At 69.9% G+C, this 25,889-nt stretch carries 19 protein-coding genes and 1 other RNA gene; 12 read left to right on the top strand and 8 right to left on the bottom strand.

The genetic code is table 11. The features are described from left to right. Positions 1–28 precede the first annotated feature (28 nt). Together ACX93N_RS02735 and ACX93N_RS02730 are read right to left on the bottom strand one after the other, a co-directional pair. Positions 29–1,771: an ABC transporter ATP-binding protein gene (locus tag ACX93N_RS02735; RefSeq protein ID WP_459426854.1), complete on the bottom strand. Its 1,743-nt coding sequence runs from the start codon at positions 1,769–1,771 to the stop codon at positions 29–31. A gap of 2 nt (positions 1,772–1,773) precedes the next feature. Then, a complete protein-coding gene (locus tag ACX93N_RS02730; RefSeq protein WP_459426853.1) occupies positions 1,774–2,688 on the bottom strand; it encodes a lysophospholipid acyltransferase family protein in 915 nt (304 codons plus the stop codon). 190 nt (positions 2,689–2,878) lie between these two features. Here ACX93N_RS02730 and ACX93N_RS02725 point away from each other — a divergent pair, with 190 nt between their 5' ends. The 3 genes from ACX93N_RS02725 to ACX93N_RS02715 are packed head-to-tail and all read left to right on the top strand — an operon-like array spanning position 2,879 to position 5,684. Further along, positions 2,879–3,967: a mitochondrial fission ELM1 family protein gene (locus tag ACX93N_RS02725; protein WP_459426852.1), complete on the top strand. Its 1,089-nt coding sequence runs from the start codon at positions 2,879–2,881 to the stop codon at positions 3,965–3,967. Further along, positions 3,961–4,605, top strand: a complete 645-nt coding sequence (locus ACX93N_RS02720; RefSeq protein WP_459426851.1) for a hypothetical protein — start codon at positions 3,961–3,963, stop codon at positions 4,603–4,605. Before ACX93N_RS02725 ends, ACX93N_RS02720 begins: the two co-directional genes overlap by 7 nt. Then, positions 4,602–5,684, top strand: coding sequence for a diacylglycerol/lipid kinase family protein (locus ACX93N_RS02715; protein WP_459426850.1), 1,083 nt, complete (start codon positions 4,602–4,604; stop codon positions 5,682–5,684). The genes ACX93N_RS02720 and ACX93N_RS02715 overlap by 4 nt, the downstream gene beginning before the upstream one ends. Positions 5,685–6,192: 508 nt before the next feature. Here ACX93N_RS02715 and ssrA read toward each other — a convergent pair. Then, positions 6,193–6,561, bottom strand: a transfer-messenger RNA (tmRNA) gene (gene ssrA / locus ACX93N_RS02710). Between the two features lie 189 nt (positions 6,562–6,750). Here ssrA and ACX93N_RS02705 point away from each other — a divergent pair. Further along, the gene (locus ACX93N_RS02705; protein WP_459426849.1) at positions 6,751–7,836 is read left to right on the top strand and encodes an AI-2E family transporter; all 1,086 of its coding nucleotides are present in this window, start codon (positions 6,751–6,753) and stop codon (positions 7,834–7,836) included. Positions 7,837–7,862: 26 nt separating this feature from the next. Here ACX93N_RS02705 and ACX93N_RS02700 read toward each other — a convergent pair whose 3' ends face one another. Continuing rightward, a complete protein-coding gene (locus tag ACX93N_RS02700) occupies positions 7,863–10,457 on the bottom strand; it encodes an acyl-CoA dehydrogenase (protein ID WP_459426848.1) in 2,595 nt (864 codons plus the stop codon). A 136-nt stretch (positions 10,458–10,593) separates the two neighbouring features. On the opposite strand from ACX93N_RS02700, the gene ACX93N_RS02695 reads away from it, so the two are divergent. Together ACX93N_RS02695 and ACX93N_RS02690 are read left to right on the top strand one after the other, a co-directional pair. Beyond that, entirely contained in the window at positions 10,594–11,832 is a 1,239-nt protein-coding gene (locus ACX93N_RS02695) for an ATP-grasp domain-containing protein (RefSeq protein WP_459426847.1), read from the top strand. A 14-nt stretch (positions 11,833–11,846) separates the two neighbouring features. After that, the gene (locus tag ACX93N_RS02690) at positions 11,847–13,865 is read left to right on the top strand and encodes a hypothetical protein (RefSeq protein WP_459426846.1); all 2,019 of its coding nucleotides are present in this window, start codon (positions 11,847–11,849) and stop codon (positions 13,863–13,865) included. 4 nt (positions 13,866–13,869) lie between these two features. Here ACX93N_RS02690 and acnA read toward each other — a convergent pair whose 3' ends face one another. The 3 genes from acnA to ACX93N_RS02675 form a co-directional block, all read right to left on the bottom strand. Continuing rightward, entirely contained in the window at positions 13,870–16,623 is a 2,754-nt protein-coding gene (gene acnA, locus ACX93N_RS02685; RefSeq protein WP_459426845.1) for an aconitate hydratase AcnA, read from the bottom strand. A gap of 103 nt (positions 16,624–16,726) precedes the next feature. Next, positions 16,727–17,380 (bottom strand): peroxiredoxin, encoded by a 654-nt coding sequence (locus ACX93N_RS02680; protein WP_459426844.1) that lies wholly within the window; start codon positions 17,378–17,380, stop codon positions 16,727–16,729. 86 nt (positions 17,381–17,466) lie between these two features. Next, on the bottom strand, positions 17,467–18,003 hold the full coding sequence (locus ACX93N_RS02675) for a DUF924 family protein (protein WP_459426843.1): 537 nt from the start codon (positions 18,001–18,003) through the stop codon (positions 17,467–17,469). Between the two features lie 167 nt (positions 18,004–18,170). Here ACX93N_RS02675 and ACX93N_RS02670 point away from each other — a divergent pair, with 167 nt between their 5' ends. Next, positions 18,171–18,965, top strand: a complete 795-nt coding sequence (locus ACX93N_RS02670; protein WP_459426842.1) for a thioesterase family protein — start codon at positions 18,171–18,173, stop codon at positions 18,963–18,965. Here the strand turns inward: ACX93N_RS02670 and ACX93N_RS02665 are convergent. Continuing rightward, complete coding sequence (locus ACX93N_RS02665; protein ID WP_459426841.1) at positions 18,962–20,161, bottom strand: glycosyltransferase; 1,200 nt, start codon at positions 20,159–20,161, stop codon at positions 18,962–18,964. The genes ACX93N_RS02670 and ACX93N_RS02665 overlap by 4 nt on opposite strands. A gap of 213 nt (positions 20,162–20,374) precedes the next feature. Between ACX93N_RS02665 and ACX93N_RS02660 the strand changes: the two genes are divergently transcribed. Genes ACX93N_RS02660 through ACX93N_RS02640 form a run of 5 tightly spaced genes read left to right on the top strand, consistent with a single transcriptional unit; the run spans position 20,375 to position 25,881 of the window. Beyond that, positions 20,375–21,085: a hypothetical protein gene (locus tag ACX93N_RS02660; RefSeq protein WP_459426840.1), complete on the top strand. Its 711-nt coding sequence runs from the start codon at positions 20,375–20,377 to the stop codon at positions 21,083–21,085. A gap of 24 nt (positions 21,086–21,109) precedes the next feature. After that, the gene (locus ACX93N_RS02655; RefSeq protein ID WP_459426839.1) at positions 21,110–23,122 is read left to right on the top strand and encodes a tetratricopeptide repeat protein; all 2,013 of its coding nucleotides are present in this window, start codon (positions 21,110–21,112) and stop codon (positions 23,120–23,122) included. After that, positions 23,119–24,030, top strand: a complete 912-nt coding sequence (locus ACX93N_RS02650) for a glycosyltransferase family 2 protein (protein WP_459426838.1) — start codon at positions 23,119–23,121, stop codon at positions 24,028–24,030. Before ACX93N_RS02655 ends, ACX93N_RS02650 begins: the two co-directional genes overlap by 4 nt. Further along, entirely contained in the window at positions 24,027–24,794 is a 768-nt protein-coding gene (gene rfbF, locus ACX93N_RS02645; RefSeq protein WP_459426837.1) for a glucose-1-phosphate cytidylyltransferase, read from the top strand. Before ACX93N_RS02650 ends, rfbF begins: the two co-directional genes overlap by 4 nt. A 19-nt stretch (positions 24,795–24,813) precedes the next feature. Continuing rightward, on the top strand, positions 24,814–25,881 hold the full coding sequence (locus ACX93N_RS02640) for an NAD-dependent epimerase/dehydratase family protein (protein WP_459426836.1): 1,068 nt from the start codon (positions 24,814–24,816) through the stop codon (positions 25,879–25,881). Positions 25,882–25,889: the final 8 nt, after the last annotated feature.

Here is a 25,889-nt window from a genome sequence, read left to right as displayed (position 1 = left end):
GTCAATCCTCCACTGGGCGTTTAGCGTTTCAGGGTAGCGGATTCGCCCTTCCGGCGGGCAGGCAATCCGGCGCGCCCTTGATCGCGATCAAGGGCGCGGTGGTCGCCGCTGGCGCAGGCAGCCGGTAGACCCGGTCGGCGATGTCGGCGAGAGCGGGGCGGTGCGAAACGGCAAGTATCGTCAGCCTCCCCTTGAGGCGCTGAAGCGTCCGGCATATCGCCGCCTCGCTGACGTCGTCGAGGGCGCTGGTGGCCTCGTCGAGGATCAGCAGCCGGGGGCGGTGGGCCAGGGCCCGGGCGATGAGAATGCGCTGCCGCTGGCCGCCGGAGAGGCGCCCGCCGCGCTCGCCCACCACGTGCGCAAGGCCCCCCGGCAGCCGGGCGACGAGGTCCCAGGCATCGGCCTCGCGCAGCGCCCGCTCGGCGTCGGCCGCGCCGAGGGCCGGATCGCCCAGGGTGACGTTGTGCAGCACGCTGTCGTGGAGCAGGTGGGTTTCCTGGGGGACGTAGCCGATCTGCTGCCGCCAGGCCGCCAGGGCGGTCTCTTCCAGCGGCTGACCGTCGACCAGCACCTGTCCCTCGGCGGGCGTCGCAAAGCCCAGCACCAGGTCCAGGAGCGTTGACTTGCCCGACCCGGAGGGGCCTATCAGCGTGGTCAGCGTGCCCGCGGCAATGTGCAGGTCGAGCCCGGCGAAAAGCGGCACGTCGTCATAGGCGAAGCGGATGCCGGCCAGGGTGATGCCCTGGCGGAGGGTCGGTGGTGGCCGCGTGCCGGCCCGCTCGGCGGCGCCGCGTGCCGCGGTAATGGTCTCCCGGCAGGACAGGTAGGCGCTTTCGCCGATCGCGACCTTCTGGTATTCCTTTTGTACCTTGCCCAGCTGGGCCAGCATCCTGCCGAGCACGAGGACCAGCACCAGCACCGTCGGGAACGGCATCTGCAGCGGCGCGAGCGCGACGTAGAGGCCGCCGACAATGGCGACGGCGAAGAGCTCCTCCTGGCCGGCGGTCAGTGCTGCCGCGCTCACGACCTGCCGGCGCAGGGCGCGGTCCAGGCGCCGGTTCTCGGTGGCCAGCGCCGCTTCTACCAGGGGCTCCCGGCCCATGGCTTTCAGGGGCCGCGCGGAGAGCAGGATATCCGCGAGTTGCCCGGCGAGATCGCGCATGGACGCCGTTTGCCGGTGCCCCGCGCGGCGCGAGGCGGCGACGAGGAGGCCGCAGGCGCCGATGACCACGACGCCGGCGGCCAGGCCCGCCAGCGTCGCCTGCCAGGAGATCGCCAGGGCGACCGCGGCGTAGACCAGCGCCTGCAGCAGGAAGGTCGCGGCGTTTATCCCGGCGATGAAGGCGGTGGCGACGCGCTGCGTCTCCATGCTCACGGTGTTGGTGAGCGCGCCGCCGGGTAGCGAGAGGAAGTGCCCCCAGCGGCTGGCGAGCGTGCTTTCCAGGAGCTCGTGGCGCAGCGCGGTCACGAAGCGCGTCGCCGTGGTGCCGACCTGGCTGTGGGCGAGCAGCAGCAGCGCGCTTTTCAGGGTGATGCCCAGGAGTATCAGGAGCAGGAGAGGGCCCAGTTCGGGCTCGATACCGGCGGCAGTCAGCCAGCGCACGACGGCGTAGCCCGGCCCGTCACCGGCCTCGCCCTCCACGGCCACCGTGAGCATGGGCAGGAGGCTGCCGAGACCCAGGCCCTCGGCGAGGCTGGCGAGGAGCAGGACGAGCAGGAGGAGCGTGCCGCGCAGCGGATAGCGCCGGAAGATGTCGCCGAGCAGCCGCATGCTCAGGCCTCGATGCGGCCGGGCCAGCGCCGGCGCATGCAGAGCCACTGGCCGGGGCGCTCGCGGATCCAGGCTTCGAAGAGCGCGTTCAGCCGCCGGCTTAGCGCGAGCACACCGGCGCGGGACGGGGCATCGCCTTCCAGCGGGGCGAGCACCTGGACGCGATAGCGCCCATGGGCAAGACGCTCCACCCGCACGGGAACCAGCGGGCAGCCCCGGCGCAGGGCGAGCCAGGCCGGGCTGATGGCGGTGATGGCCGGCCGGCCGAAGAACGGCAGCGGCTCACCGAAATCCGTGCGCTGGTCCGGAAGCAGCCCCACGGACCGGCCCGCCTTCAGCGCCCCGAGCAGGGTGCGGATGGAGTCGGTTTTCGGCACGAAAGTGCAGCCGAGGGCGCTGCGGTGGTGCTGCAGCATGGCATCAACGAACGGGTTGCTCTGCGGCGCATAGACCACGCTCAACGGGATGCCGAGGCGGCTCAAGGCGAGCCCCGGCAGTTCCCAGTTTGCCAGGTGGGCGGTGACGAAGACCGCGGGCCGGCCTTCGTCAATCAGTGCCCGGGTCGCCGGGTGTACCTCGGTTGCCAGTGCGTCCGCGTCCCCGCCCGCGTAGCGGCCGAGGTGGGGGTACTCGGCGAGGACCGCGCCGAAGTTGCTCCAGACCTCGCGGGCGATGGCCTCGCGTGTCCCGGGGTCGAGATCGGGGTAGGCGAGCTCGAGGTTGCGGGCGACGAAGCGCTGCTTGCGGGTCAGCGGTCCCAGCCAGCGGAACAGCCGGCCGCCCGCCGCAGCGGCCAGGCGTGCCGGAAGCAGGCCGGCGCAGGCCCAGAACGCGCCGAGAGCGAGCGCCTGCGCGCGCCAGGCGATGCGGCGCCACCGGCCAGTGGCGGCGCGGGGAGTAGCCGTTCGGGCGGTCATGGCGTGTGGTTTGTCGCTGTCCGTCGCACGGCGCGCACGGTAGCAAAAGGGGTTGTGGCGCCGGATAAACCCCGGGGGAGGATTGCCGCGCTCGTGCCCTGGGCTAGCTTCGGCGCGAACTTCACCGACCAGCTGGGAAACGATGACCGCACCGCTGACAGCCGCCTGCCTGGAAAAGCCCGTTGAAACAATGGCTTGGCTTCTGCAGAGCGATCGGGCCGGGGACAACAACCAGGTCCTCGCCCTGGGGGAACTACTCGGTCTGTCCGCGGTCCTGAAACGGGTCGTGTACCGCTCGCCGGTACTATTACCGAAGATCATTGCGGCCCGGTCCAGCAACCTGCTCGTCGCTGGCGTGGACCGCTCCCGGAGTACGCCGCTGGCGCCGCCGTGGCCCGACCTGGTCATCAGTGCCGGCCGGGAGATGGAACCGGTGGCGCGCTGGATCCGCCGGCAGTCCCGGGGACGGACCCGCCTCGTGCATATGGGGCGTCCCTGGGCACCGCTGGAGGCCTTCGACCTCGTCATCAGTACGCCCCAGTACGCGCTGCCGGAGCGGGATAACGTCCTGGTGATCGGCCTGCCCCTGCACCGCGTGACCCGCGACCGCCTGGCGGCGGAGGCAGCGGCCTGGGCGCCGCGGTTCGCCGACCTGCCCGGGCCGAAAACGGCGGTGCTGCTGGGCGGCAACAGCGGCTCCTTCGTGTTCAGTCCGCGCAAGGGCGCCGAGCTCGGACGCCTGGTGAACGAGCGGGCCCGCTCGGAGGGCGGTTCCCTGCTGATCACCGACAGTGCGCGGACGGCCCGGGAGACCTTCGAGGCGTTCCTTGCGCAACTCACGGTACCGAGCTATGTGTACCGCTGGCGGGAGGGGGGTGCGGCCAATCCCTATTTTGCCTTCCTCGGCCTCGCTGACCGCCTGGTCACCACGGGCGAGAGCGTATCGATGCTGGCCGAGGCCAGCGTGACCCGCAAGCCGCTCTTCATCTACGACCTGGCCGAGCCTGTGCCCGACGGCGCTACCCGCCTCCAGCGCCTGCGCGCGTCGCTGCGCTACCACGCGCTGCGCGACCGTGTTGCGCATCTTTTCGGCCCGGCGTACATGCAGCGTGACATCGGTGTCATCCAGCGCCAGCTCGTCGACAGCGGCTCTGCGGCCTGGCTGAACCGTGCTGGCGCACCGGCCTGCGACCCCGCCCCGCGAAGCGAGCAGACCGCCGACGATCTGCGCGTGCTGTGGTCGATCCGCGATCTCCTCGGCCGGGCGCTGCCGTGCTGAGGCGCCGGATCACGCTGGTCACGGCCCTGGCCGGCCTGCTCGCGGCAAACCTGTTGCTTGCCCGGCTTCCCTGGGCGTCCCTGGCAGCGGCCTACCAGGAGAACAGTGCCCTCGAGTACGCCCAGCTGGCGCTCACGGCACTCGCGGCCCTGGTCGCTCTGCGCCGCGTTGCCTCGGCACCCGACGAGTTCGGCCGCCGGCTCTTTGCCGCCCTGGCCCTGGCGCTGCTGGCCATCACCTATCGTGAGGCGGACTTCCGGGCCTGGATTTCGCCCGGCAGCCCGCTGCACCAGCTCTCCTACCTGCTCAAGTACGTGATTTTTCCCGCCTGCTACGGGTACCTGCTCTGGCTGCTGCTCGATTGCCTTCGCCGGGAGCCGCCCCGGTTGCTGCGTTTCGTCTTCTCCGGCGTGGGCGTCCTGCTGCCGCTTGCCATGGGCCTGGTGCTGCTGGCCGCGGCCCTCGACAAGGGGCTCCTGGACCTCGCGGTCCGGAACCGGCTGCTCGAGGAGGTGCTCGAACTGAACGCCTACGCGCTCCTGCTTTTCCTGGTCGTCCTCGGCGAGGGCCCCTCCCCTCCCGGCTGTCGCCCGGCGCAGGGCTGTGGCACCGCGTCCCCGCAGTCGCTATCGCCATGACGGCCGCGGAACCGAAGCGCCTCCTGCCCGCGGGTACCGCCGCACGCTGGCCGTTGACAGCGCTCGACACCGGCGCTCTCCCGGGCGCCATGCCGCCCGGGCTGCGCGCCGGCACCCTGCGCCTCGGCGTACTCAGCAACGCGAACAGCGGTCACAACCGTCGCAAGCTCGGCCGCCTCGAGGCGCTGGCGCGGCGCTACCCCCATGTCGTGCACCTGAGTACGGGCCACGGCGACGACGTGCGTGAGGCGCTCGCCGAATTCGCCCGCCACGGGATTGATGTTCTCGCCATCAATGGCGGGGACGGGACCATCGCCCGGGTCCTGGGCGAGATACTGGAGCGGCAGCCCTTCCCGGCGCGCCTGCACATTGCGCTGTTGCCCGGGGGTACGGCGAACATGACTTCGGACCGCCTCGGCGTGCGCGGCAGCCTGCCGAGGGCAGCGCGGCGCCTGTTCGAATGGACAGGCGGCACCGGGCGTGACGCCTGCCCGGTGCTGAACCGGCCGATCCTGCGGGTGCGCTTCGCCGATGGCCGCGACAATGCCTACGGCATGTTCCTCGGTGCCGGTGCTGTCATCCAGGGGACGGAGTATGCTCATCGCACGGTCCACGCCCGCGGCCTGCGTGACAACGCCGGTCTCACCGTTGCCGTGGCGCGCACCCTCTGGGGGCTGCGCCGGGGGGACCCGCGCTTCAGCCGCGCGGTCAGGCTATCCGTGACGGCCGATGGCCGTGAGTTCCTGTCGGCCCGGCCGGTCGGTGTGTTGATGGTAAGCTGCCTCGAGAGACTCTTCCTGGGGATAAAGCCGTTCTGGGGTCCTGGCGAGGGTCCGCTTTGCAGCACGGTGATCGGCCCCTCGCCGCGCCGCCTCTTTCGCAGCCTGCCCTGGCTCCTGGCGGGCCGCCCCACCGTCGCCATGACGGAGACCGGCGGTTACCGGAGCTGCCGCGCCTACCGGCTGGGCCTGCACCTGGACGGTACGCTGAATATCGATGGAGAGCTGCACGCCGTTGATTCCACCAACGGCGGCGTCACGGTCGACGCCGGTGGAACGTTCAATTTCCTGAGGCTGTGACCGCTCCCGGCGGTCCGGCCGCCTGCATTGAACGCGCTGACTTCGCAAGCGTGCACTGATAGTGAGGTTCGGGCGATAGCTCGCGCCCGCGCAGTGGCGGATGCTCTCGGCGTCGACCCGTTAGGGGAAATCCCGCAGCCTACAGGGCTCGAATTGCAGGGGTACGGTCAGAGAAAATCCTCCCCGGCTCAGGGCCGGGAGAGGAGGGATTGGTGGAGGCGGCGGGACAGCTGATCCATGCCTTTCGACATGGGCTGGACTATTCCTTCACCTGCCTCGGGGCGTGCCCGGTGGCAGGGGAGGGCGTGTTGTGGACACCGTAATGCCCACCCTAGTACTCCCTGGGTGCTCCTGGCACCGGTAGGAGCCTATGAGTCTCTAGCCGGCTTGCTGGTTTCCCATTCACCGGACGGCGTTGGCGTAGGGCTTTTTGCTGCCAGCCCGGTAGCGTTCACCGTATGAGCCCTCTTTTTCCAACGGGGATCACTCCCCGTGGCGACCATGGTGTTAATCGAACCCGCGTCCGCCAGTACTCCGCCTTCGGCTCTACATGCTTAGGATCCGTCTATTGCTTTAGCCTTCCACAGCCCGACGGGCAGGACGTGGTCGGCGAGCCCCGTTCGTTTTAACAGCCTGACCTGGGGCGAGCCCGGCTGCGATCCAGTTCTCTATGACAGTCAACAGCGCGGTACTGGCACCTTGCTGAGGACCGCTGGGGCCGAAGCCACCAGGTGAGGGTCACGATGGACCGCTTACGCGGCCAGCGCTACCTCGTAGTTGTCGTCGTTGGCAACTATTGGTTTGCAGCTTTGGATTTACGTGATTGGCTGCCATCACGGCATGCACCTCAGGGTTCGTTACTGCCGTCGAATCCGTATCGCCCCCAGGTTCCGGCGAGAGCATAACACACCAGGCATCTCTCACCGTCATCTACTTCGACCGCCGCGCGGATGACAAGTTCCCCGGCAGCGAGGACGGCAACGGCGGGGCCGGCCGCGGCGGTGGCCCCCGGCCCGCCGGGCACTGCATAATGCCGGTCTCGTCGATCCTGTTTCCCGGAGCCCCCGTGAGCGAGAAGCTCGAACAGATGGCCTTCCTCAGCATGCTCGTGGCGGTCACGCTGCTTTTCGGCCTGCTGCTCTGGCCGTTCCTGGCGCCGCTGCTCTGGGCGGCGATCATCGCGGTGCTGTTCCACCCGGTGCAGGTCTGGCTGTCCCGGCGCTGGGGGGAGCGGCCGAACACGATCGCCCTGGTCACGCTGCTCGGCTGCGTCGTGCTGGTCGTACTGCCGGTGCTTTTCCTGCTGATCTCCTTCCTGCAGCAGGGTTTGGCGCTGTTCGAGAAGATCGAGGCGGGCCAGCTCCAGCCCGGTGTCTACCTCGAAAAGGTCCGCGCCGCCTTTCCCGGCATCCAGTCCCTGCTGGAGCGGCTGGATATCGACATGACCACCGCGCGGGAGAATGCGGCGGAGGCGGCCGTGACCGCCAGCCAGTTCCTGGCCCGCAATGCGCTCGCCTTCGGCCAGGGGGCTTTCGGCTTCATGCTGCAGCTGGCACTCATGCTCTATGTCGCCTTTTTTCTCCTCCGCGACGGCCGGGCCCTGGTCGAGCAGCTCATCCACGCCCTGCCCCTGGGGGATGAGCGCGAGCGGCACCTGTTCCAGAAGTTTGCCGAGGTGGCCCGGGCCACGGTAAAGGGCAACCTCTTGGTGGCGATGGTCCAGGGGGCGCTGGGCGGGCTGATTTTCTGGATCCTCGGCCTGCCCGGCCCGCTCCTCTGGGGGGTGGTGATGACCGTGCTCTCCCTGATCCCCGTGGTCGGTGCCGGGGTGATCTGGCTGCCCGCCGCGCTCTATCTCTACGCGGTGGGCGAACTCGTGTCGGCGACCGTGCTCATCGCCTACGGGGTACTGGTCATCGGCCTGGCGGACAACATCCTGCGGCCCATCCTGGTCGGCCGGGACACCAAGCTTCCCGACTGGATGGTCCTCCTGTCCACCCTCGGCGGCATTGCGCTGGTCGGCATCAACGGCTTTGTCGTCGGCCCGCTCATCGCCGTGCTCTTCGTCGCCTTCTGGCAGATTTTCAGCGACGAGTTCAACCCGGGTACGCGGCTGGCACCGCCTGCCGCCGATGGCCCCGGCGAGGACTGACGCCGGTTGGCCTGCGTGCCGCCGGGTCAGGCAGCGGTGTCCGGTCCGTCGTCCCCGTCGGCTGCGTCCTCCACCGCATAGCCCCCGGTCTCCGGGTAGGGCTCCGGCTCTTCCAGCGGCGCCTGCGGTGACGGGCGCTCGACGACGCGGCGCTTGCCCTTCGCTGACTGCGCGAGTTCGCGCAGGCCGTCCGGGTCGAAGGCATCCACGCGAAGCACGTCGTAGAGGGCGGTCAGGGCAGCCAGCAGTGGTTCGCGCTCCTCCTCTTTCACGATGCCTTCGCCCACGGCCCAGTTCACCAGTTCCGCGCGCTGGTGGCCCATGAGCAGGGCAATGCCGTCGAGCTCGTCCTCGTCGCGCTTGCGGATCGCCGCATGCAGCCGGTCGCGGATGTGTGCCGTTTCCCGGGCGAGGCGATAGGCGTTCAGCACCCGGCCGAGGGAATCGTCCGGGTTCTCGTTGCGATAGCAGCCGGCGGCGAGGGCGTCCCGCAGCGGCGTGTCCTCGACGATGGCGGCCGCGACAGTGCGGCCCAGGGTGTCGTCGGGCCCCGCCAGGCGCGTATGCCCCGGCGGGAAAAGCAGCCAGCGCAGCGGGCGGCGCAGGGCCGGCACCGGGAAGTTGTCCACCGCGCCGCGCAGCGCGTCCTGCAGGTCCGCGAGGTTGCGCTTGAGGCACCACTCCACCAGCGGCCTCTGCTCTGACGGATAACCCTGGTCGTGCCAGAACTTGATCACCGCCGAGGCGTAGTAAAGGGCCACCAGGCTGTCGGCCATGCGGCCGGACAGGCGCTGCCGGGCCTTCAGCCCGCCGCCCACGGACAGCAGGGTGACGTCCGTGAGCAGGGCGAAGGCCGCCGAAAAGCGCGCCAGCTGGCGGTAATGGCGTTCGAGGTCCGCCCGGACGGGCACGCCCTCGAGGCGCCCGCCGGCATAGGCCAGCAGCAGGGCGCGCAGGCCGTTGCGCACGGTGTGCGCCATGTGGCCGTAGAAGACGCCGTCGAAGGTCCGCGCGCCGCGCGTGCTGTCACCGTCCCGGGCGGCCTCGATCTCCCGGGTGATGAACGGGTGGCAGCGGATCGCTCCCTGGCCGAAGACCATCAGGCTGCGGGTCAGGATGTTGGCCCCCTCCACCGTGATCGCGATGGGCACCGCCTGGTAGGCGCGGGCGAGGAAGTTCCGCGGCCCGGTGATGACGCCGCGACCGGCGACCACGTCCATCGCGTGGTTGATGGCCCGGCGCATCAGGTCCGTGTTGCGGTACTTGAGCAGTGCGGAGGGCACGGAGGGGCGCACGCCGCGATCGAGCATGCCGACGGTGAGCAGGCGCGCGGCGTTCATCTGGTAGGCGTGGCCCGCGAGCGGTTCCAGCGCCTCCTGCACGCCCTCGAACTCGCTGATGGAGCGGCCGAACTGCTCCCGCGTGTAGGCGTAGGCGCCGGTGGCGAGGCTCGCGAGCTTGCCCGCGCCGGTGCCGAGGGCCGGCAGGGAGATGGAACGGCCGATGGACAGGCACTCCAGGAGCATGGTCCAGCCCTTGCCGATACCCTCGCGGCCGCCGATGACCTGCTCCAGCGGGATGAAGATATCGTTGCCCCAGGTGGGTCCGTTCATGAAGACCGTGTTCATGGGCAGGTGGCGCGCGCCCGCGTGCACGCCCTCCAGTTCCCGGGGAACGAGCACACAGGTCACGCCCACGACCTCGTCGCCGCCGAGGAGCCGGTCCGGGTCGTAGACCTTGATGGCGAGGCCGATCAGCGTCGCCACCGGTGCCAGCGTGATGTAGCGCTTGTTCCAGGTTACGGAGAGACCGAGCACTTCCTCGCCCTGCCACTGGCCGCGGCAGACGATGCCCTTGTCCGGGATGGCGCCGGCGTCGGAGCCGGCGACCGGGGAGGTGAGGGCGAAGCAGGGGATCTCGTCACCGCGCGCCAGGCGCGGCAGGTAGTAGTCCTTCTGCTCGTCGGTGCCGTACTCGAGCAGCAATTCACCCGGGCCCAGGGAGTTCGGCACCATCACGGTGACGGCGGCGGAGACGCTGCGCGTGGACAGCTTCATCACGGTCTCCGAGTGGGCCGTGTGCGAGAAGCCCTTGCCGCCATAGGCCTCGGGGATCATCAGCCCGAGGAAGCCATCCGCCTTGATCTGCTCCCACACCGGCGCGGGGAGGTCGAAGTCCTCGTGGACCATCGTCCAGTCGTCGAGCATGGCGCAAAGGTTCTCCACCGGTCCGTCGACGAAGGCCTGTTCCGCCTCGCTCAGCTGGGCGGGCCGGGCGTTCAGCAGCCTGTCCCAGTCCGGGCTGCCGGAGAAGAGCTCACCGTCCCAGTCCACGGAGCCGGATTCCAGCGCCTGCGCCTCGGTGTCCGAGAGCGTCGGCAGCATGCTGCGGATGCGGCCGAGCAGCGGGCGGCTCAGGAACCGCTCCCTGAGCGGATTGGGCTGCATGAGCAGGAGCGCGGCGCCGATGAGAACGGCGGCGAGCACCAGGGTGAAAGTGCCTATGCCGTCCAGCAGCACACCGAGCCCGGTGGCGATGACGATGACGGTGCGGGCCTGGTTCACCGCGGTACCGCGGTAGATGAGAACGAGAGCAGTGATGATAAAGAGCAACAGGGTCATGGCGGCGCTCCTCGGAAGATGGCCCTAATAACCGTAGCCGAAGTCGGGCCATTTTCCAGCGCTCGCCGGCGGGAGGATTTGGCATCTGCGTCCGCGCTCGTTAGGGTGGGGGATTCATTCCCACGTTGGAGGAGTCATGCCCGATGACAAGCATTCCTATAACCCCGAGAAAGGCTATGTCGCCCTGCTGGGCTGGAGCCTGAATGCCATCGAGGCGGCGGACCAGTTCGACCGCCGCTATGTCGTGGTCGCCCCGGACTGGGCAGAGGAGTACTGCCAGACCCACGATATCCCCTACCTGCCCTGGAACTTCGAGCGCCTGAACGATCGCTCAGTGGAAATCGCCCAGACGCTCAAGGACATGGGTGTCGATGTTGCGATCCCCCTGTTCGAGGAAACGGTCGAGTGGGCCGGCGCGATCAACGCCGTGCTCCTCGACAAGCCGCGGCTCTTCGGCCAGGCCATGCTGCTGCGCGACAAGGCCCTGATGAAGCGCCGGGCCCAGCTCGGCGGCATTCGCGTCGGCATCTTCGAGGAGGCCCACGACAAGGACGACGTGATCCGCTTTCTGAAGCGCGTGAACCAGACGCTCCTCAAGCTCGACGGCGACCCGAACGACCCGATTCACCTCAAGGCCTTCGACAAGGCGGGCTGCCTCGGTCACCGGGTCATTCGCACGCCGGACGAGGTGGACACGATCCCGGAGGAAGAGTTTCCCGTGCTCATGGAGTCGCACCTCGACGGCTGGGAGTTCGCGGTGGAGGCCTGGATTCACGACGGCAAGATCGCCTTCCTCAACATCTCCGAGTACGTGACTCTCGGTTACTCGGTCTTCGTGCCCGCCACGCCGGACCTGGAGCAGTACCGCGACCAGATCCGCCAGCAGATCGAGCTGCTGATCAAGACCTTCGACATCGATTTCGGCTTCCTGCATCCGGAATACTTCGTGACCAGCGACGGCACCATGTACTTCGGCGAGGTGGCCTACCGGCCGCCCGGCTTCAAGGTCTTCGAACTGCTGGAGCGCGCCTACGGCTTCAATGCCTACCAGGGCCTGATTCTCGCCTTCGACCCGAAGGCGACGGCCGAGGAGATCGCGGCTTTCTTCCCGAAAGAGGTGGTCGACGCGAAGACCTACGCCGGCTGCTTCGGTGTCTATCCCCGGCGGCGCGTGGTGAGCCGGCTGGAGATGCCCCCGGAAACGGAGGATCATCCCTATTTTGAATCCCATGAGCTCACACCGCCCCTGGAGGAGACGGTGACCAAGCGCACGGCGTTCGGCACGCACTGGGGGCTCGTGTACTTCCAGGGGGATGACCCCTACAAGCTGCGCGACCTGCTCAAGGCCCAGGAGGAACTGGACTTCTATGTCTGAGGGTATTGGCGGTCATGCAAGCTAGCATCGAGCAGGAGCTGCCCGAACGGCTCGCACTGCGGGCCCGGCGTCTCGACGATGCTCTCGAGGCACTGGGTGGCGCCAGCCGGGTGACGCACGGGGCGAAGGTGCCCCGGGTCCTCGACGCGGCGCGCCAGGTGCTGGCGGAAGAGGGCGGACTCGCCCTGCTGCGGGAGCGTATCGCGGCGCTGGACGCGGCCGGCGTTTTCCGCGGCTCGGACTGGGACCACCCGGAACAGCTCGTCCCGGCCCTGGCGCGGCAGGCGCTGCACAGCCCGGATCCCGCCACCGTGGTCATCGAGGTGCTCAGCGAGCTTCGCTTCCTCGCGATCGCGGAGGGCAGCTACGCGCAGCCGTCAGTGAGCCCGGACGCCGCGCACAGCCACCTGGTACGGGTGGTCGCGCTGAACCTGTCGATCCTCTTCGGTCTCGTCGGCGAGGCGGAGCGGCAGCAGGATGCGCGCCTCGGCGCCATTGCCCGGCAGGTCATCGCCTACGTGGTCGACCAGCTCGGCTTCGACCAGGTGATCGACGAACTCATTGCGGAGATCTGGCGGATCCTCGAGCAGCGGCCCATACAGGTCGAGCCCGTCCGCGAGATGATCACACAGATCGCGCGCTGCCTGCAGGACCCGTCCATCGACCTCGGTGGCAGCGGCCGCGGCGCCGAGCGGCTGGTGAGCAGCCTTTTCGGGCCGACGCGGGCCTGCAGCGAGGATCCGGGCATCGCCGTCTACGGGGAGCGTCTGGCGGCGATGGACGCTGTCACGCTGCAGGGCGAGGTGATGGGCCTCGCCCGCTCCATGCACGACACGGGCCTGGTGTCTCCCTATCACGCGGTTGCGGTCCGGCATCTGCTCGCCAGCGGCCAGGGCACCCTGTTGCCAGACGTGCTGGGGCTGTCGAGCACGGGCCGGGACTGCCTGCTCTGCTACCAGGGGTTGGTGCACGCGCTGGTCGAGGCGGCGATCCATCCGCAGAGCTGCCAGGCCCTCTACGGCCTGGCCTTGCTGCTGGAGCGCGGCATCCTCTACCAGCCGCCGGTCGCCCCGGCGCTCTGGCGCCAGTTGCGGCTGGTGCTGTCGCCCGCTGCGCGGGAGCGCCTGCTGCAGGTGTACGGCGATCAGCCGCCGCCGGAGCAGCGGCTCCTGGCGGGGGTGCTCGCCGTGCTCGGCCAGCCCCTGGGCATCGGCCAGGGCAACAACCCCACCTGCCAGTCGGCGCGGGCGCTGTCCATGTGGTCCTACAGCGACCCCGATTATCTCCTGCAGATGGTCGCCTGGGCCGCCCGGGACGACGAGATCATCATGCACTTCGAGGGGCAGGGCATTTCCTCGCGCGCGGGCGCCCCGCCGGCGGTGCCGGTGCTGGGCTTCGACCTCGACCCGGTGTCGCTGCTGGTGGTGCCGCACCTTGACCTGATCTACGCGCAGATGATGCAGCGCTGCGTCGGGCGCCAGGAGGACCCGCACTGCTGGGTAAACCCCGAGTTCCACGGCTGGTGGGCGGGCCGCGGCTTTCGCATCAATGTGGATGTGGCCACCGGCAAGCTGGCGGCCCTCGAAGACTTCCTGCGTCACTTCTTCGCCTCCTACCACCCCTACTACAACGGCAACCAGCCGCTGATTCATCCCCAGCCGGCGGGCATCGCGGTGACCGACAGCGCGGCGCGCTTCGTCGGCTGGCACGCGATCACCATCCTTCGCGTTGCCCTCGACCAGGACGAGGTGATGCGGGTGTATTTCTTCAACCCGAACAACGACAGTGGCCAGGACTGGGGCGACGGGGTGGTGGTCAGCACGGCCGGTCACGGCGAGCGCTACGGGGAGTCGTCGCTGCCGTTCGTCGAGTTTGCCTCGCGCCTGTACATCTTCCACTTCGATCCCCTGGAGCCGGGCGCTCCGGAGTCGGTGGAAGAGAGCGTGGTGGCCGGTTGCGCCGAACGTGTGCGGGGCAGCTGGGCGGCGGACCGGATACCGGAACTCGCCGCCCAGGCGCTGCCGCCGCCCTGAGCGATCAGGCGGCCATCAGCTGCCGCAGCACGTAGTGCAGGATACCCCCGCCGGCGTAGTAGCCGGCCTCGTTGGCGGTGTCGATGCGCGCTTTCAGCTCGCAGGAGCGGGTGCTGCCGTCGGGGTAGCTCACCTCGAGGGTGACCGCCTGCCCCGGCGCGACGCCGCCGGCGATCCCGCGCAGTGACAGCATCTCCTGGCCGGTAAGCGCCAGGGACTTGCGGCTCTCACCTTCCGCGAACTGCAGCGGCAGTACGCCCATGCCGATGAGGTTCGAGCGATGGATGCGCTCGAAGGACTCGGCGATCACCGCCCGTACGCCCAGGAGCAGGGTGCCCTTCGCTGCCCAGTCCCGGCTCGAGCCCGTGCCGTACTCGCGCCCGGCGACCACGACCAGCGGCGTGCCCTCCTTGGCGTAGCGCATCGCGGCATCGTAGATCGGCAGCTGCTCGCCGCTCGGCACGTGCCGCGTGTAGCCGCCCTCGACGCCGTCGAGCATTTCGTTGCTGATGCGCACGTTGGCGAAGGTGCCGCGCATCATGACCTCGTGGTTGCCCCGGCGGGAGCCGTAGGAGTTGAAGTCCGGCTTGTGGATGCCGCGCTCCACCAGGTAGCGCCCGGCCGGGCTGTCGGCGCTGAAGGAACCGGCCGGCGAGATGTGGTCCGTGGTCACGCTGTCCCCGAGCAGGGCGAGGATACGCGCGCCATCGACGTCCGCGAGGGGCTCGGGCTCCGGCGCCATACCCTGGAAGTAGGGTGGATGCTGGATGTAGGTTGAGCTGTCGGACCACTGGTAGGTCTTGCTGTCCGGCACGCGGATGGCCTGCCAGGTGGCGTCGCCGTCGAAGACCGAGGCGTACTCGTCCCGGAACATGGCGGTGCTCACCCGGGCGACGGCGTCGGCGACCTCGGCCTGGGTCGGCCACAGGTCCGCCAGGTACACGGGCCTGCCCTCGGCGTCTTCGGCGATCGGGTCCCTGCTGATGTCGAGGCGCACGTTGCCGGCCAGCGCGTAGGCCACCACCAGCGGCGGCGAGGCGAGCCAGTTCGCCTTCACCAGCGGGTGTACCCGGCCCTCGAAATTGCGGTTTCCGGACAGCACGGAGGAGACCGTCAGGTCGCCGGTGACGATCGCCTTCTCGATCGGCTCCGGCAGCGGGCCCGAGTTGCCGATGCAGGTGGTGCAGCCATAGCCGACGAGATTGAAGCCAAGCTGGTCGAGGGCGTCCTGGAGCCCGCTGGCGGCGAGGTATTCGGTCACTACGCGCGAGCCCGGGGCGAGGGAGGTCTTGACCCAGGGCTTCACCGCGAGCCCGCGGGCCACCGCTTTCTGCGCGAGCAGGCCGGCTGCCATCATCACGCTGGGGTTGGAGGTATTGGTGCAGGAGGTGATCGCGGCAATCACCACGGCGCCGGGGTTGACGTGCATCGCCTCGCCGTCCAGCTCACAGACCTGGCTGCTGGCGTGCAGGTAGCTGGCGTCGATGCCCACGGCGCCCTGGCCGCCCTCGCCCTCGAGGCGGGCGGCGTCCTGGTCGGGTGCGCCCTCGCCCTGTTCCATGAGCAGCTCGAAGGTGCTGCGCACCTGGCCGAGGCCCACCCGGTCCTGGGGCCGCTTCGGCCCGGCGAGACTCGCCTCGACGTCGTTCATATCGAGCTCCAGGACGCTGGAGTAGGACGGTTCGTGCCCCGGCTCGCGCCAGAGCCCCTGCGCCTTGCAATAGGCCTCCACGAGGGCGACCTGGTCGGCGTCGCGGCCGGTCAGCTCCAGGTAGGCCAGCGTCTGCTCGTCGACCGGGAAGAAACCGCAGGTGGCGCCATATTCCGGCGCCATGTTGGCGATGGTGGCGCGGTCCGCCACCGGCATCTCGGCGAGGCCGTCACCGAAGAACTCCACGAACTTGCCGACCACGCCGTGCTTGCGCAGCATCTCGGTGACCGTGAGCACCAGGTCCGTCGCGGTGATGCCCTCGCGCAGCTTCCCGGTGATGCGGAAGCCGACGACTTCGGGGATCAGCATCGAGACCGGCTGCCCGAGCATGGCCGCCTCCGCCTCGATACCGCCCACGCCCCAGCCGAGCACGCCGAGGCCATTGATCATGGTGGTGTGGGAGTCCGTGCCGACCAGCGTGTCCGGGAAGGCCATGAGGTTGCCGTCCCGGTCGTCGCTCCACACCGTGCGCGCGAGGTACTCGAGGTTCACCTGGTGGCAGATGCCCGTACCGGGCGGGACCACCCGGAAGTTGTTGAAGGCCTGCTGGCCCCAGCGCAGGAACTCGTAGCGTTCGCGGTTGCGCTGCATCTCGATGGCCACGTTGTCGGCGAAGGCCCTGGGCGAGCCGTATTCGTCGACCATGACGGAGTGGTCGATGACCAGGTCCACCGGGGAGATCGGGTTGATCTTCGCCGGGTCGCCGCCGGCGCTGGCGAGCGCGTCGCGCATGGCCGCGAGATCCACGATGGCGGGAACGCCGGTAAAGTCCTGCATCAGCACCCGCGCGGGGCGGAACTGGATTTCCGTGTCCGAGCGGTTGTAGTCCAGCCAGGCGGCCATGGCGTCGAGGTGCGCACGACTGACGGTCTCGTCGTCCTCGTGGCGCAGCAGGTTCTCGAGCAGGACCTTCAGAGAGTAGGGCAGGCGCTCGAGGTCGCCGAGCTGGCGGGCCGCGCGGGGCAGGCTGTGATAGCCGTAGCTGCGGTTGCCGACCTGCAGATCGGTCAGGGTATCGAGGCTGTTCTTTGCACTGGCATGGGTCACGGTGGCCTCCAGGTTGTCCGGGGGGTGCCCCGTCGCCGGGGCGTGGTGAGGGCGCCGGGGCGGCGCGCTGGCCGCGCCCGGCGCTCCGCGGGGGGCTGGGCCGCTAGCTCGGCATCTTGGTGGTGCGCAGGTAGGGCAGGCGAATCTCGACCTCGCCGAACTTTGCCTTCGCCGCGTCGTCGTCCAGGGACAGCGCGACAATCACGTCCTGGCCGTGCTCCCAGTTCGCGGGGGTGGCGATCGGATTCCCGTAGGTGGCCTGCAGGGCGTCGAGGGCGCGCAGGACCTCGGCGAAGTTCCGGCCGACGCTCATGGGGTAGGTCATGGACAGCTGCAGCTTCTTGTCCGGGCTGATGATGAACACGGAGCGGACGCTGGCCGAGTCGGCGGCGGTACGGCCGTCGGGCAGGTAGGCATCCGCCGGCAGCATGTCGAAGGCCTTGGAGACCTCGAGGTTCTCGTCGGCGATGATCGGAAAGCCCGCGGGATGGCCGCAGAAGGTCTCGATGTCGGCCTTCCACTGCTTGTGATCCTCGACCCCGTCCACGGACAGGCCGATGACCTTCGTGCCGCGCTTCTCCCACTCGGGGGCGAGCGTGGACACGGCGCCGAACTCGGTGGTGCACACCGGGGTGAAGTCCTTGGGGTGGCTGAACAGGATCGCCCAGCTGTCGCCCACGAAGTCGTGCAGGCTGAAGGCCCCCTGGTCGGTTTCCACGGTCAGGTTGGGGATGGTGTCGTTGATGCGAAGACCCATAACGTCGCTCCTCTGTCGTTGGCGGGAGGGGCCCCGAGTATAGACCCTGAGACCGGGCACCGTCCTGCCCCGCAGTACTGTCAGGCTCAGAAACCGCCGCCAGCGGCGAGCCAGGCCGTCTCCGCCTCGCTGTTCTCCCGGCCGAGGGCGGCGTTGCGCCCCGGGTAGCGGCCGAAGCGCTCGATCTCTTCGCGGTGCCGCTGCTCGTAGTGCAGGGCAGTGGCGTTGCCGAGGGCGGTGAACAGGCGCAGCGCCTCATCGTGCACGATGAGGGATTCGGAGTGCATGTAGGGCATGTAGGTGAAGTACCGCTGGTCCTCATTCATGCGCCGGTCGTCGCCGCTGGCGACGGCCTCCTGGGCCAGCGCCAGGGCCATGGCGTCCTGGGCAAAGGCGCGGGGGCTGCCGCGGAAAAGATTGCGGGAGAACTGGTCGAGCACGATGATCTCCGCGCAGCGCCCGGGCGGCGTCGCACGCCACTGCCAGAGCTCGCCTGCGGCCGCTGCCTCGAGGGTGTCGAGGAAACGCTCGCGGATGGCCGCGTCGACCGCGTCGGAACGGCGGAACCGGGCGCGGGGCGCCAGTTCCTCGAACCAGAACGAGAGAACGACTGCGGGGTCCATGGTGTCTCCTTGCCGGGCTGCGTTGCCGGGCTGCGTTGCCGGGCTGCGTTGCCGGGAGCGGCCGGGTCTGAGCGCTGCCGGCCTCCTCGGTGCCGCCCTGCATTGACCGTCCCCGGAAAACACCCTACTTTGCGCTCTCCTGCTCGCGCTGCCAAGGACCGATGCCCATGGGATTTCATGCCGACACGGCCGTCGAGGCCGTCACCGCGACACGCTACGGCGCTACGCTCTGCGAGGGCTGGGACGTGGTCGGCAACGCCAACGGCGGTTACCTGCTGGCGATCGCAGCGCGGGCGATGCTGGCGGTATCGGGGCGCCCGCACCCGGTTACCCTGAGTGCGCACTTCCTCTCGCCGGGGCGCCCGGGGCCGCTGGTCATCGATTGCGAAACGGTCAAGGAGGGGCGCCGCTTCGCGACACTGTCGGCGACCCTGTCCAGCGCGGAGAAACCGCTGCTGCGCCTGCTCGGCGGTTTCGGTGATCTCGGTGCGCTGGAGGGACCCGCGCGCATCGAGGAGCAGCCGCCCGAGCTGCCGCCGCCGGACGAGTGCCCGCGGGTGCGGGCCGCCCCCGAAGGCTTTCCGCCGGCGATGATGGACCGCATCGACCTGCGGCTGCACCCCGAGGACGCCGGCTTCAAGGCCGGCAAGCCCTCGGGCCGGCCGCTCTTCCGCGGCTGGTTCCGCCTGCTGGATGACGAGCCCCTCGATGCCTGCGCCCTGCTCCTGGCCCTCGATGCCTTCCCGCCGACGATCTTCAACGCCAACCTGCCGGTGAACTGGACCCCAACCGTTGAACTCACCGCGCATCTGCGCGCCATCCCGGCGCCGGGCTGGCTGCGCTGCCGCTTCAGCACCCGCTTCATCGCCGGCGGCCTCATGGAGGAAGATGGCGAACTCTGGGACGCGGCAGGGCACTTCGTTGCCCAGTCCCGGCAGCTGGCGCTGGTGCCGCGGGGCTAGCTGCGCGCGGCGATACGCTCGAGGGTGTCGGCGACGCCCGCCAGGGCCGCATCGCCGTCGAAGTCCCGGTAGCGCTCTGCGAAGCGTCGCGCCTGCGCCCGGCCGGCGCCCCGCGCGAGGAGGGCGTCCAGGGCTTCGTGCTGGGCCGCGCCATCGTCCAGCGGGGCGGCGCGGCCGGCGCCGAGTGCCTCCACCCGCTGCCCGGTGTGGTACTGCTCCACGTGGATGGGCAGCACCAGCAGCGGGACACCGGCGAGCAGCGCGCTGGCCACGGTGCCGTGGCCGCCGTGGCAGACCGCGAGGTCGCAGTTTTCGAGCGCAGCCTCCAGGTCCACTGGTTCATCGGTCAGCACGAGATTGCCCCGCCGCCAGCGGGCCGGGTCCAGGGCGGCGCGGGTGAAGACCAGGACGCCGGCGCCGCTCGCCTCGAGCCGGTCGAGCAGCGGGCTGAGGCCGCGAAAGGGTTTCAGGTAGGCAAAGATCCGGCGGCCATCACCGGCAGGCCAGGGTGGCGTCGCGCCGCCCAGCTCGGACCAGGTGCCCCGGTAGTCGGGCGTTTCGGGGGCGTCGTCACGCCCGGGGTAGTGGTCCAGCTCCGGGAAGGTTGCCAGCAGGTTGGCGCTGACCCGCGTATGCAGTTCTCCGACGCCGCTGACCGGGGCCTCGCCCAGCGCCGCAAGCTCTGCGTTGAGCGCCGCCGTGACCGCCGCCTCCGTCTGCCTGAGCCGCTCCGGGTAGTGGTCCTGCCAGGCGCGCAGGTCCGGCAGGGGTACCCTGTCCGGCGGGCAGGCGAAGCCGGTGCCGAGCAGTGCCCGGGGGACGTCCGTGCCCTGGCTGGCCAGCAGGGCCCCGGGGGCGAAGTCGCAGACCAGCAGATCCGGCCGCAGCGTGTCGAGGAGCGTGCGCCAGGCGCGGACCATACCGCGACGCTCCGCGTCGATGGTAAAACCGTCGTTGTAGAGAATGTCGGCGAAGCTTGCCGGTTCGCGCAGGCGGCCCGGGACCGCGCCGGCGTCGGGTACCGGCGCCGCCCAGGCCGGCCAGCCCCGGGGCAGGAAAGCCGTACTGCCCACGCGTCGCAGGGCGAAACTGACACGGCACCCCCGGGCCAGCAGTGTCGCTGCCACGGGCCGGAGGCGCCCGAGGTGGCCGAAGCCGCCGCCCAGTTCCCAGGCAAAAAGCACGTGTAGTGTCACAGAGGTTCTCCGCTGCGGGTGTTTGCGCGCACGGGCAATGGCCTGCCCCGGCTCGCAGCCGGTTTGCAGCACGGCACCGGACAGGCTACATTAAGCGCGGGCGGGCGCTGCGATGCAAGGCGCAGGAACAGCTAAACAGCTATAGCGTCGCAGGCCAGTCGAGTGGAAGAAAAAGCGCGTCAGCGCATATTGCTACGGAGTTCCGGGGGAGCCATGGACGCCACTGTCGATCGTGAGAGCAACCTGATCAAGCAACGACTGAGCCTTTACACCACCGCAGCGGTGAGTGCTGTGTTTGCATCCGGCTCCCATGCGGCGACAACGCTGTCGCCCAACGCGCCGGCGACCTTCACCACGCCGGATGAAACCTTAGATATCTTTCTTTTTGATATCGACGGTGATGGTACCGACGATTTCGAATTCGAGGTGCAGGCAGTAGGAGATTGCGACTCGCCTGCAACCAGCCCGGGCCGGGTGGCGCTGGATGCACTCGGGGCTACGCAGGTTGCCGACACGACGGACGGCTACGCCGCGCTGGTCTCCGGCGCTTTTCCGTCGGGTGGCGAGACCTTCGATACCTACACCAATTTTCTCGGCTGTTCCTACGACTACGACCCGACCTTTGAAGTCGGCGCCAGCGGTGTCAGCGAGAGCGGGTTTTTCGGGGTGCAGTTCGACATTGACGGGGAGACGCATAACGCCCTGATCCAGGTACAGTTCGAAGCGGGCTCCCTGGTCACCAATGTCGTCACCGCCTGCTTCGGCAGCGAGCCGGGTGAACCGGTAGACAGCGGGACCTGTATCCGCCTGAGCGGCGGGGGAGCGGTAGCCGTCCCCGCCGGTAACGTCGCCATTCCATTGTCCCTCGGCCTCCTGGCCCTCGGTGGCCTGGCCCTCTATCGGCGGCAACGCGCCCACGCCTGATCGACGGGGCTGATCGCCGACGCCATGGCGCCGGCTGGGCGCTTGTTGCTGGTCGGCTGGAGCGCCGCTGACTGGTTGCTGCTTGAGCCCCTGCTCGCCGCGGGGGCACTTCCCAATCTTTCGCGCTTTCTCGCCCGTGGCGCCCGCGGGCGGCTGCGTACGCTGCAGCCGCAGTGCCAGCCGCTGCTCTGGACCAGCCTTGCCACCGGCCGGCGCGCTGACTCCCACGGTGTGGTGCACGGCACCGTGGCCGACGCCCGCGGCGGGGTGGATCCGGTATCCGCCCGGGATCGACAGGCCCGGGCGCTGTGGGATCTCGTGGAAACCGCCGGGGGCGCGAGCGCGGTGGTGAACTGGCCGCTGACCTACCCTCTGCCGGCCTTCCGCGGTGCCTGCGCCAGCGACGCCTTTTTCCTGCTCCGGCGTGGCGGCGATGATGCGCTCGAGGCACCACCGGCCGATAGCTTCCGGCCGCTGGCCAGGGGCGAAGAGCTTGCCGGCAGCCGCCTTTCGCCGATGCACTTCTTCGCCGAGGAGATGGACTTCTTCCTCGCGGACCGGGAAGCCGCCGAGGCCGAAGCGGATCCGATGTTGACCCAGCTGGCGCTCTCCCTGGCGCGCAACGTCAACGTGCACGCCGCTGCCATGGCGCTTCTCGCCGCCGACGACTGGCGGCTCGGCATGGTCCGCTACGACCTGCTCGAGCTGCTCGGCCCACCGTTCATGGCCTGCCGTCCGCCGCAGCTTCCCTACCTCCCCGACGGCCGTTTCGAGCGCTACCGCGGCACGCTGGATGCCGCGTGCCGCTATCTCGACCTCCTGTTCGGCGCGCTGCTCGATCATGCCTGTACCGAAGACACGGCGGTGCTGCTGGTGTCGGAGCGCGGGATGCAGGCCGGCGACCTGCGGCCGCAGGATGCGCGCACGGCCTTCGAGCAGCGCGGTGGCGTGCCCTGGTACCGCGAGCACGGACTTTTTGCCGCGGCGGGTCCCGCTATCGAGGCCGGCGGGGCGGTGCAGGGTGCGGGGCTCCTCGACGTCGTGCCGACGGCACTGGCGCTGCTGGGTGTGCCCGGCGCGGCGGACCTGCCGGGGCGGAGCCTGCGCGAGATGATGCCGGGGGTTGCCGAGGTTGCGCCCCGAGGCAGCTACGAGCTGGTTCCCCTTCGGGGTGCCGGCCAGTCGCTGACCCCCGGCGAGCGCGGCACGGCGCTGGTCAGCGCCCGGCAGCAGCGCTGGCTGGACGGCGCCGGGGACGACGATCTCGGCACCCCGGAGGATGCGCGCACGGACCGCGACTTCAACCTCGCCATCGCCGCCCTCGATGCGCGCCGCCCGCGGGCGGCGCGAGGGCTGCTGGAGCGTGTCTACAGGGCGCGGCCGGACGACGACCGGGTGCGCCTGCACCTCGCCCGCTGCCTGCGGGCCTGCGGCGACCGGGCCGGTGCCGGGGCGCTTCTCGAGCAAGTGGTCGACCACGCCGACCCGCGGCCCTACGAGCGCATCCAGCTGGCGCAGCTGCAACTCGCCGCCGGTGAGCACGACCGGGCCCTGGCCAACCTGTTCCGGGCCGAGCAGAGCGAGGGCATGCGCCCCGGGGTTCACCTCGCCATCGGCCGCGTCTACCTCGCCCTCGAGCGCTGGGACGAGGCCGGGCGTGCCTTCCGCAAGGCCCTGGAGCGTGACCCGGAGAGCGCCGCGGCCTGCCTGGGCCTCGCCCGGGTCGCTCTCGCCGGAAGCCGCTGGGAGGACGCGATCGCTTCGGCGCTGGAGGCCATCGACCTCGACCGGGCCCGGCCCGAGGCCCATTTTGCCCTGGCCGAGGCGCTCCTCGGCCAGGACAGACTGCCGCTGGCCACCGATGTCCTGCGCACCTGCCTGTCCCTCGATGCCGGGCACCGGGAGGCATGGCGCGCCCTCGGGCGTACCTGCCGCGCCCTGGGCGAGGACGAGGAAGCCGCCGCCTGCGAGCAGCGCGCCGCCCGCCTCGACGCGGTGCGGGAGGTGAGCCGGCAGGCAGGAGCCCTGCGCCGGTGAGCGGCGCCATCGGCGGGGAAGGCGCACCGCGGCTGAGCATCGGCCTGCCGGTGTATAACGGTGAGAACTACCTGGCCGCCGCCCTCGGCAGCCTGCTCGACCAGGACTTCCGCGACTTCGAACTGATCATCGCGGACAACGCCTCCACCGATCGCACCGCGGAGATCTGCCGTGTCTTCGCGGCGGGCGACGACCGGGTACGCTACCTCCGCCAGCCGGAAAACCTCGGCGCCGCCGCAAACTACAACCGCACGCTCGAGGAGGCGCGGGGCGAGTATTTCAAGTGGGCGGCACATGACGATGTCTGCCGCCAGGGGTTCCTCAGGGCCTGTATCGACGTCCTCGATCGCCGGCCCGACGTCGTCCTCTGCCACACGCTGAGCGACGGCATCGATGAGCGCGGCCGGGTGAAGGGCCGCTACGCGCAGGAGCGTGCCTTCGACCAGGAGACCCCCGCCGAACGCTTCTGGACCGCGATCAGCACGCCCCATATCTGCAGTGCCGTGTTCGGAGTCATGCGCCGCGACGTGCTGCTCGGCACGGTCCGCCACGGCGACTGGGTCGGTGCGGACCGCAACCTGCTGGCGCAGCTCAGCCTGAGCGGTAAGGTGGTGCTTGTGGCGGAGCGCCTCTTCGAACGCCGCGAGCACGCCGAGGCGTCGATTCACCGCTTCGAGGACGAAGACGAGCGCCGCGCCTGGTTCGACCCGCGTGCCTCGGGCCGTGGTGTCCGTCACACCTGGCGCCGCTGGCTGGAGTACGCGCGCGCCGTGCGCGGTGCGGAGCTGGCACCCGGCGAGCGGCTTGCCTGCTATCGTTGCCTGTTGCGCTGGCCGCTGGCGCGGCATCATACGGGCCCGCGCAATGCCAGCTTGCTGCTGCGCGAACTGGCCGGGGGAGCACGATGAAAGTAGCCATTCTTGCCGGGGGGGTCGGTTCGCGCCTCGGCAGCGAGACCGAGAGCAAGCCCAAGCCCATGGTCGACGTCGGTGGCCGGCCCCTGCTCTGGCACATCATGGGGGGTTACGCCCGCCACGGGTTCCGGGACTTTTCCATCGCCCTTGGCTACAAGGGCGATATCATCAAGCAGTACTTTGCCGACCTCGCCCGGCTGCACGGCCATGTGAGCCTGTCGCTGAAGCGGAATCGCCTCGAGCGTCACGGTGAGCCCGTGCCGGACTGGGACGTGGATCTCGTGGAGACCGGCCTGCGCACGCAGACCGGCGGCCGGGTCCGGCGCCTCGGGTCCTTCCTCGGTGAGGAGCGCTTCCTCCTGGCCTGGGGGGACGGCGTGCACGATATCGACCTGCCGGCGCTGCTTGCCTTCCACGAGGCCCACGGCAGGCTGGCGAGCGTGGTTGCCGTGCGGCCGCCGGCGCGCTTCGGGCACCTCGAGTTTGACGGCGACCGGGTCGTTGAGTTCTCCGAGAAGCCCCAGGCCGCCGAGGGCTGGATCAATGGCGGGGTTTTCGTGCTAGAGCCCGGCGTCCTCGATTACATCGAGGGCGACCGGACGGCCTTCGAGCGCGCGCCGCTCGAGGGCCTTGCGCGGGACGGCGAACTGATGGCCTTCCGGCACCGCGGCTTCTGGCAATGCGTGGACACACCGCGGGACCTCGCCTTGCTGAAGCGGCTCTGGGACGCCGGGGCGGCGCCCTGGTCGACGGCATGACTGAAACCCTGCTGCCAGCATGGTCGATCAGCTGAAGGTGCAGCGGGTCCTCGTCACCGGGCATCTCGGCTACCTGGGCAGCTGCCTGGTGCCGCGGCTGCGGGCGAGGGGCCACAGCGTCGTCGGCTGCGATACGGATCTCTTCGCCGCGTGCAGCTTCGGCGCCGAGCCCGCCCCCTGCCCGAACCTCGGCCGCGATCTACGCGACCTCGCGGTGGCGGAGCTCGCCGGCTTTGACGCGGTGATCCACCTGGCGGGGCTCTGCAATGACCCCCTGGGTGACCTGGACCCGGCCCTCACCGATGCGATCAACGCGAGGGCCAGCGTCCGCCTTGCCCGGCTGTCCCGGGAGGCCGGCGTGCGCCGCTTCGTATTCTCCTCGTCCTGCAGCCTCTACGGCGCCGCCGGAGACGACTTCCTGGATGAGAACGCGCCCTTTCGCCCGGTCACGCCTTACGGGCGCTCGAAGGTCGATGCGGAGCGCGGGATCGCTCCCCTCGCGGAGGACGGGTTCAGCCCGGTCTTTCTCCGCAATGCGACGGTGTACGGCTACAGCCCGCGCCTGCGCTTCGACCTCGTGGTCAACAACCTGGTCGCGTGGGCGCTGACCACGGGGCGGGTTTTCCTCAAGAGCCGGGGGCTCGCCTGGCGCCCGCTGGTCCATGTCGAGGACGTGGCCGACGCCTTTGTCGCAGCGCTCGAGGCGCCGCGGGACCACGTGCATGGCACGGCCTTCAACATCGGCCGCACGGCGGAGAACTACCGCGTGCATGAGGTGGCCCGGCTGGTCGCCGCCGCAGTTCCCGGCGCCGGCGCCGCCATGGCGGAGGGCGCCCCGGTGGACGCGCGCAGCTACCGGGTCGATTGCCGCCGGGCGGAAACGACGCTCGAGGGCTGGCAGCCGCAGTGGACCGTGCGCGAGGGCATCGATGACCTGCTCGAGCACTACCGGCGCGTCGGCCTGTCGCGGGATGACTTTGAGGGCCATCGCTACCAGCGCCTGGCACACCTGCGCCGGCGGCTCGCGGCCGGCGAGCTGGACGCTGCGCTGCGCCCGCGGAGCACTGCACTTGCCGGCCCCGCCTGAGCCCCCGG

The sequence above is a fragment of the Pseudohaliea sp. genome (assembly GCF_054552115.1).
The sequence above is the reverse complement of the archived record's forward strand: the minus strand, read 5'-3'. Positions and strand labels throughout refer to the sequence as shown.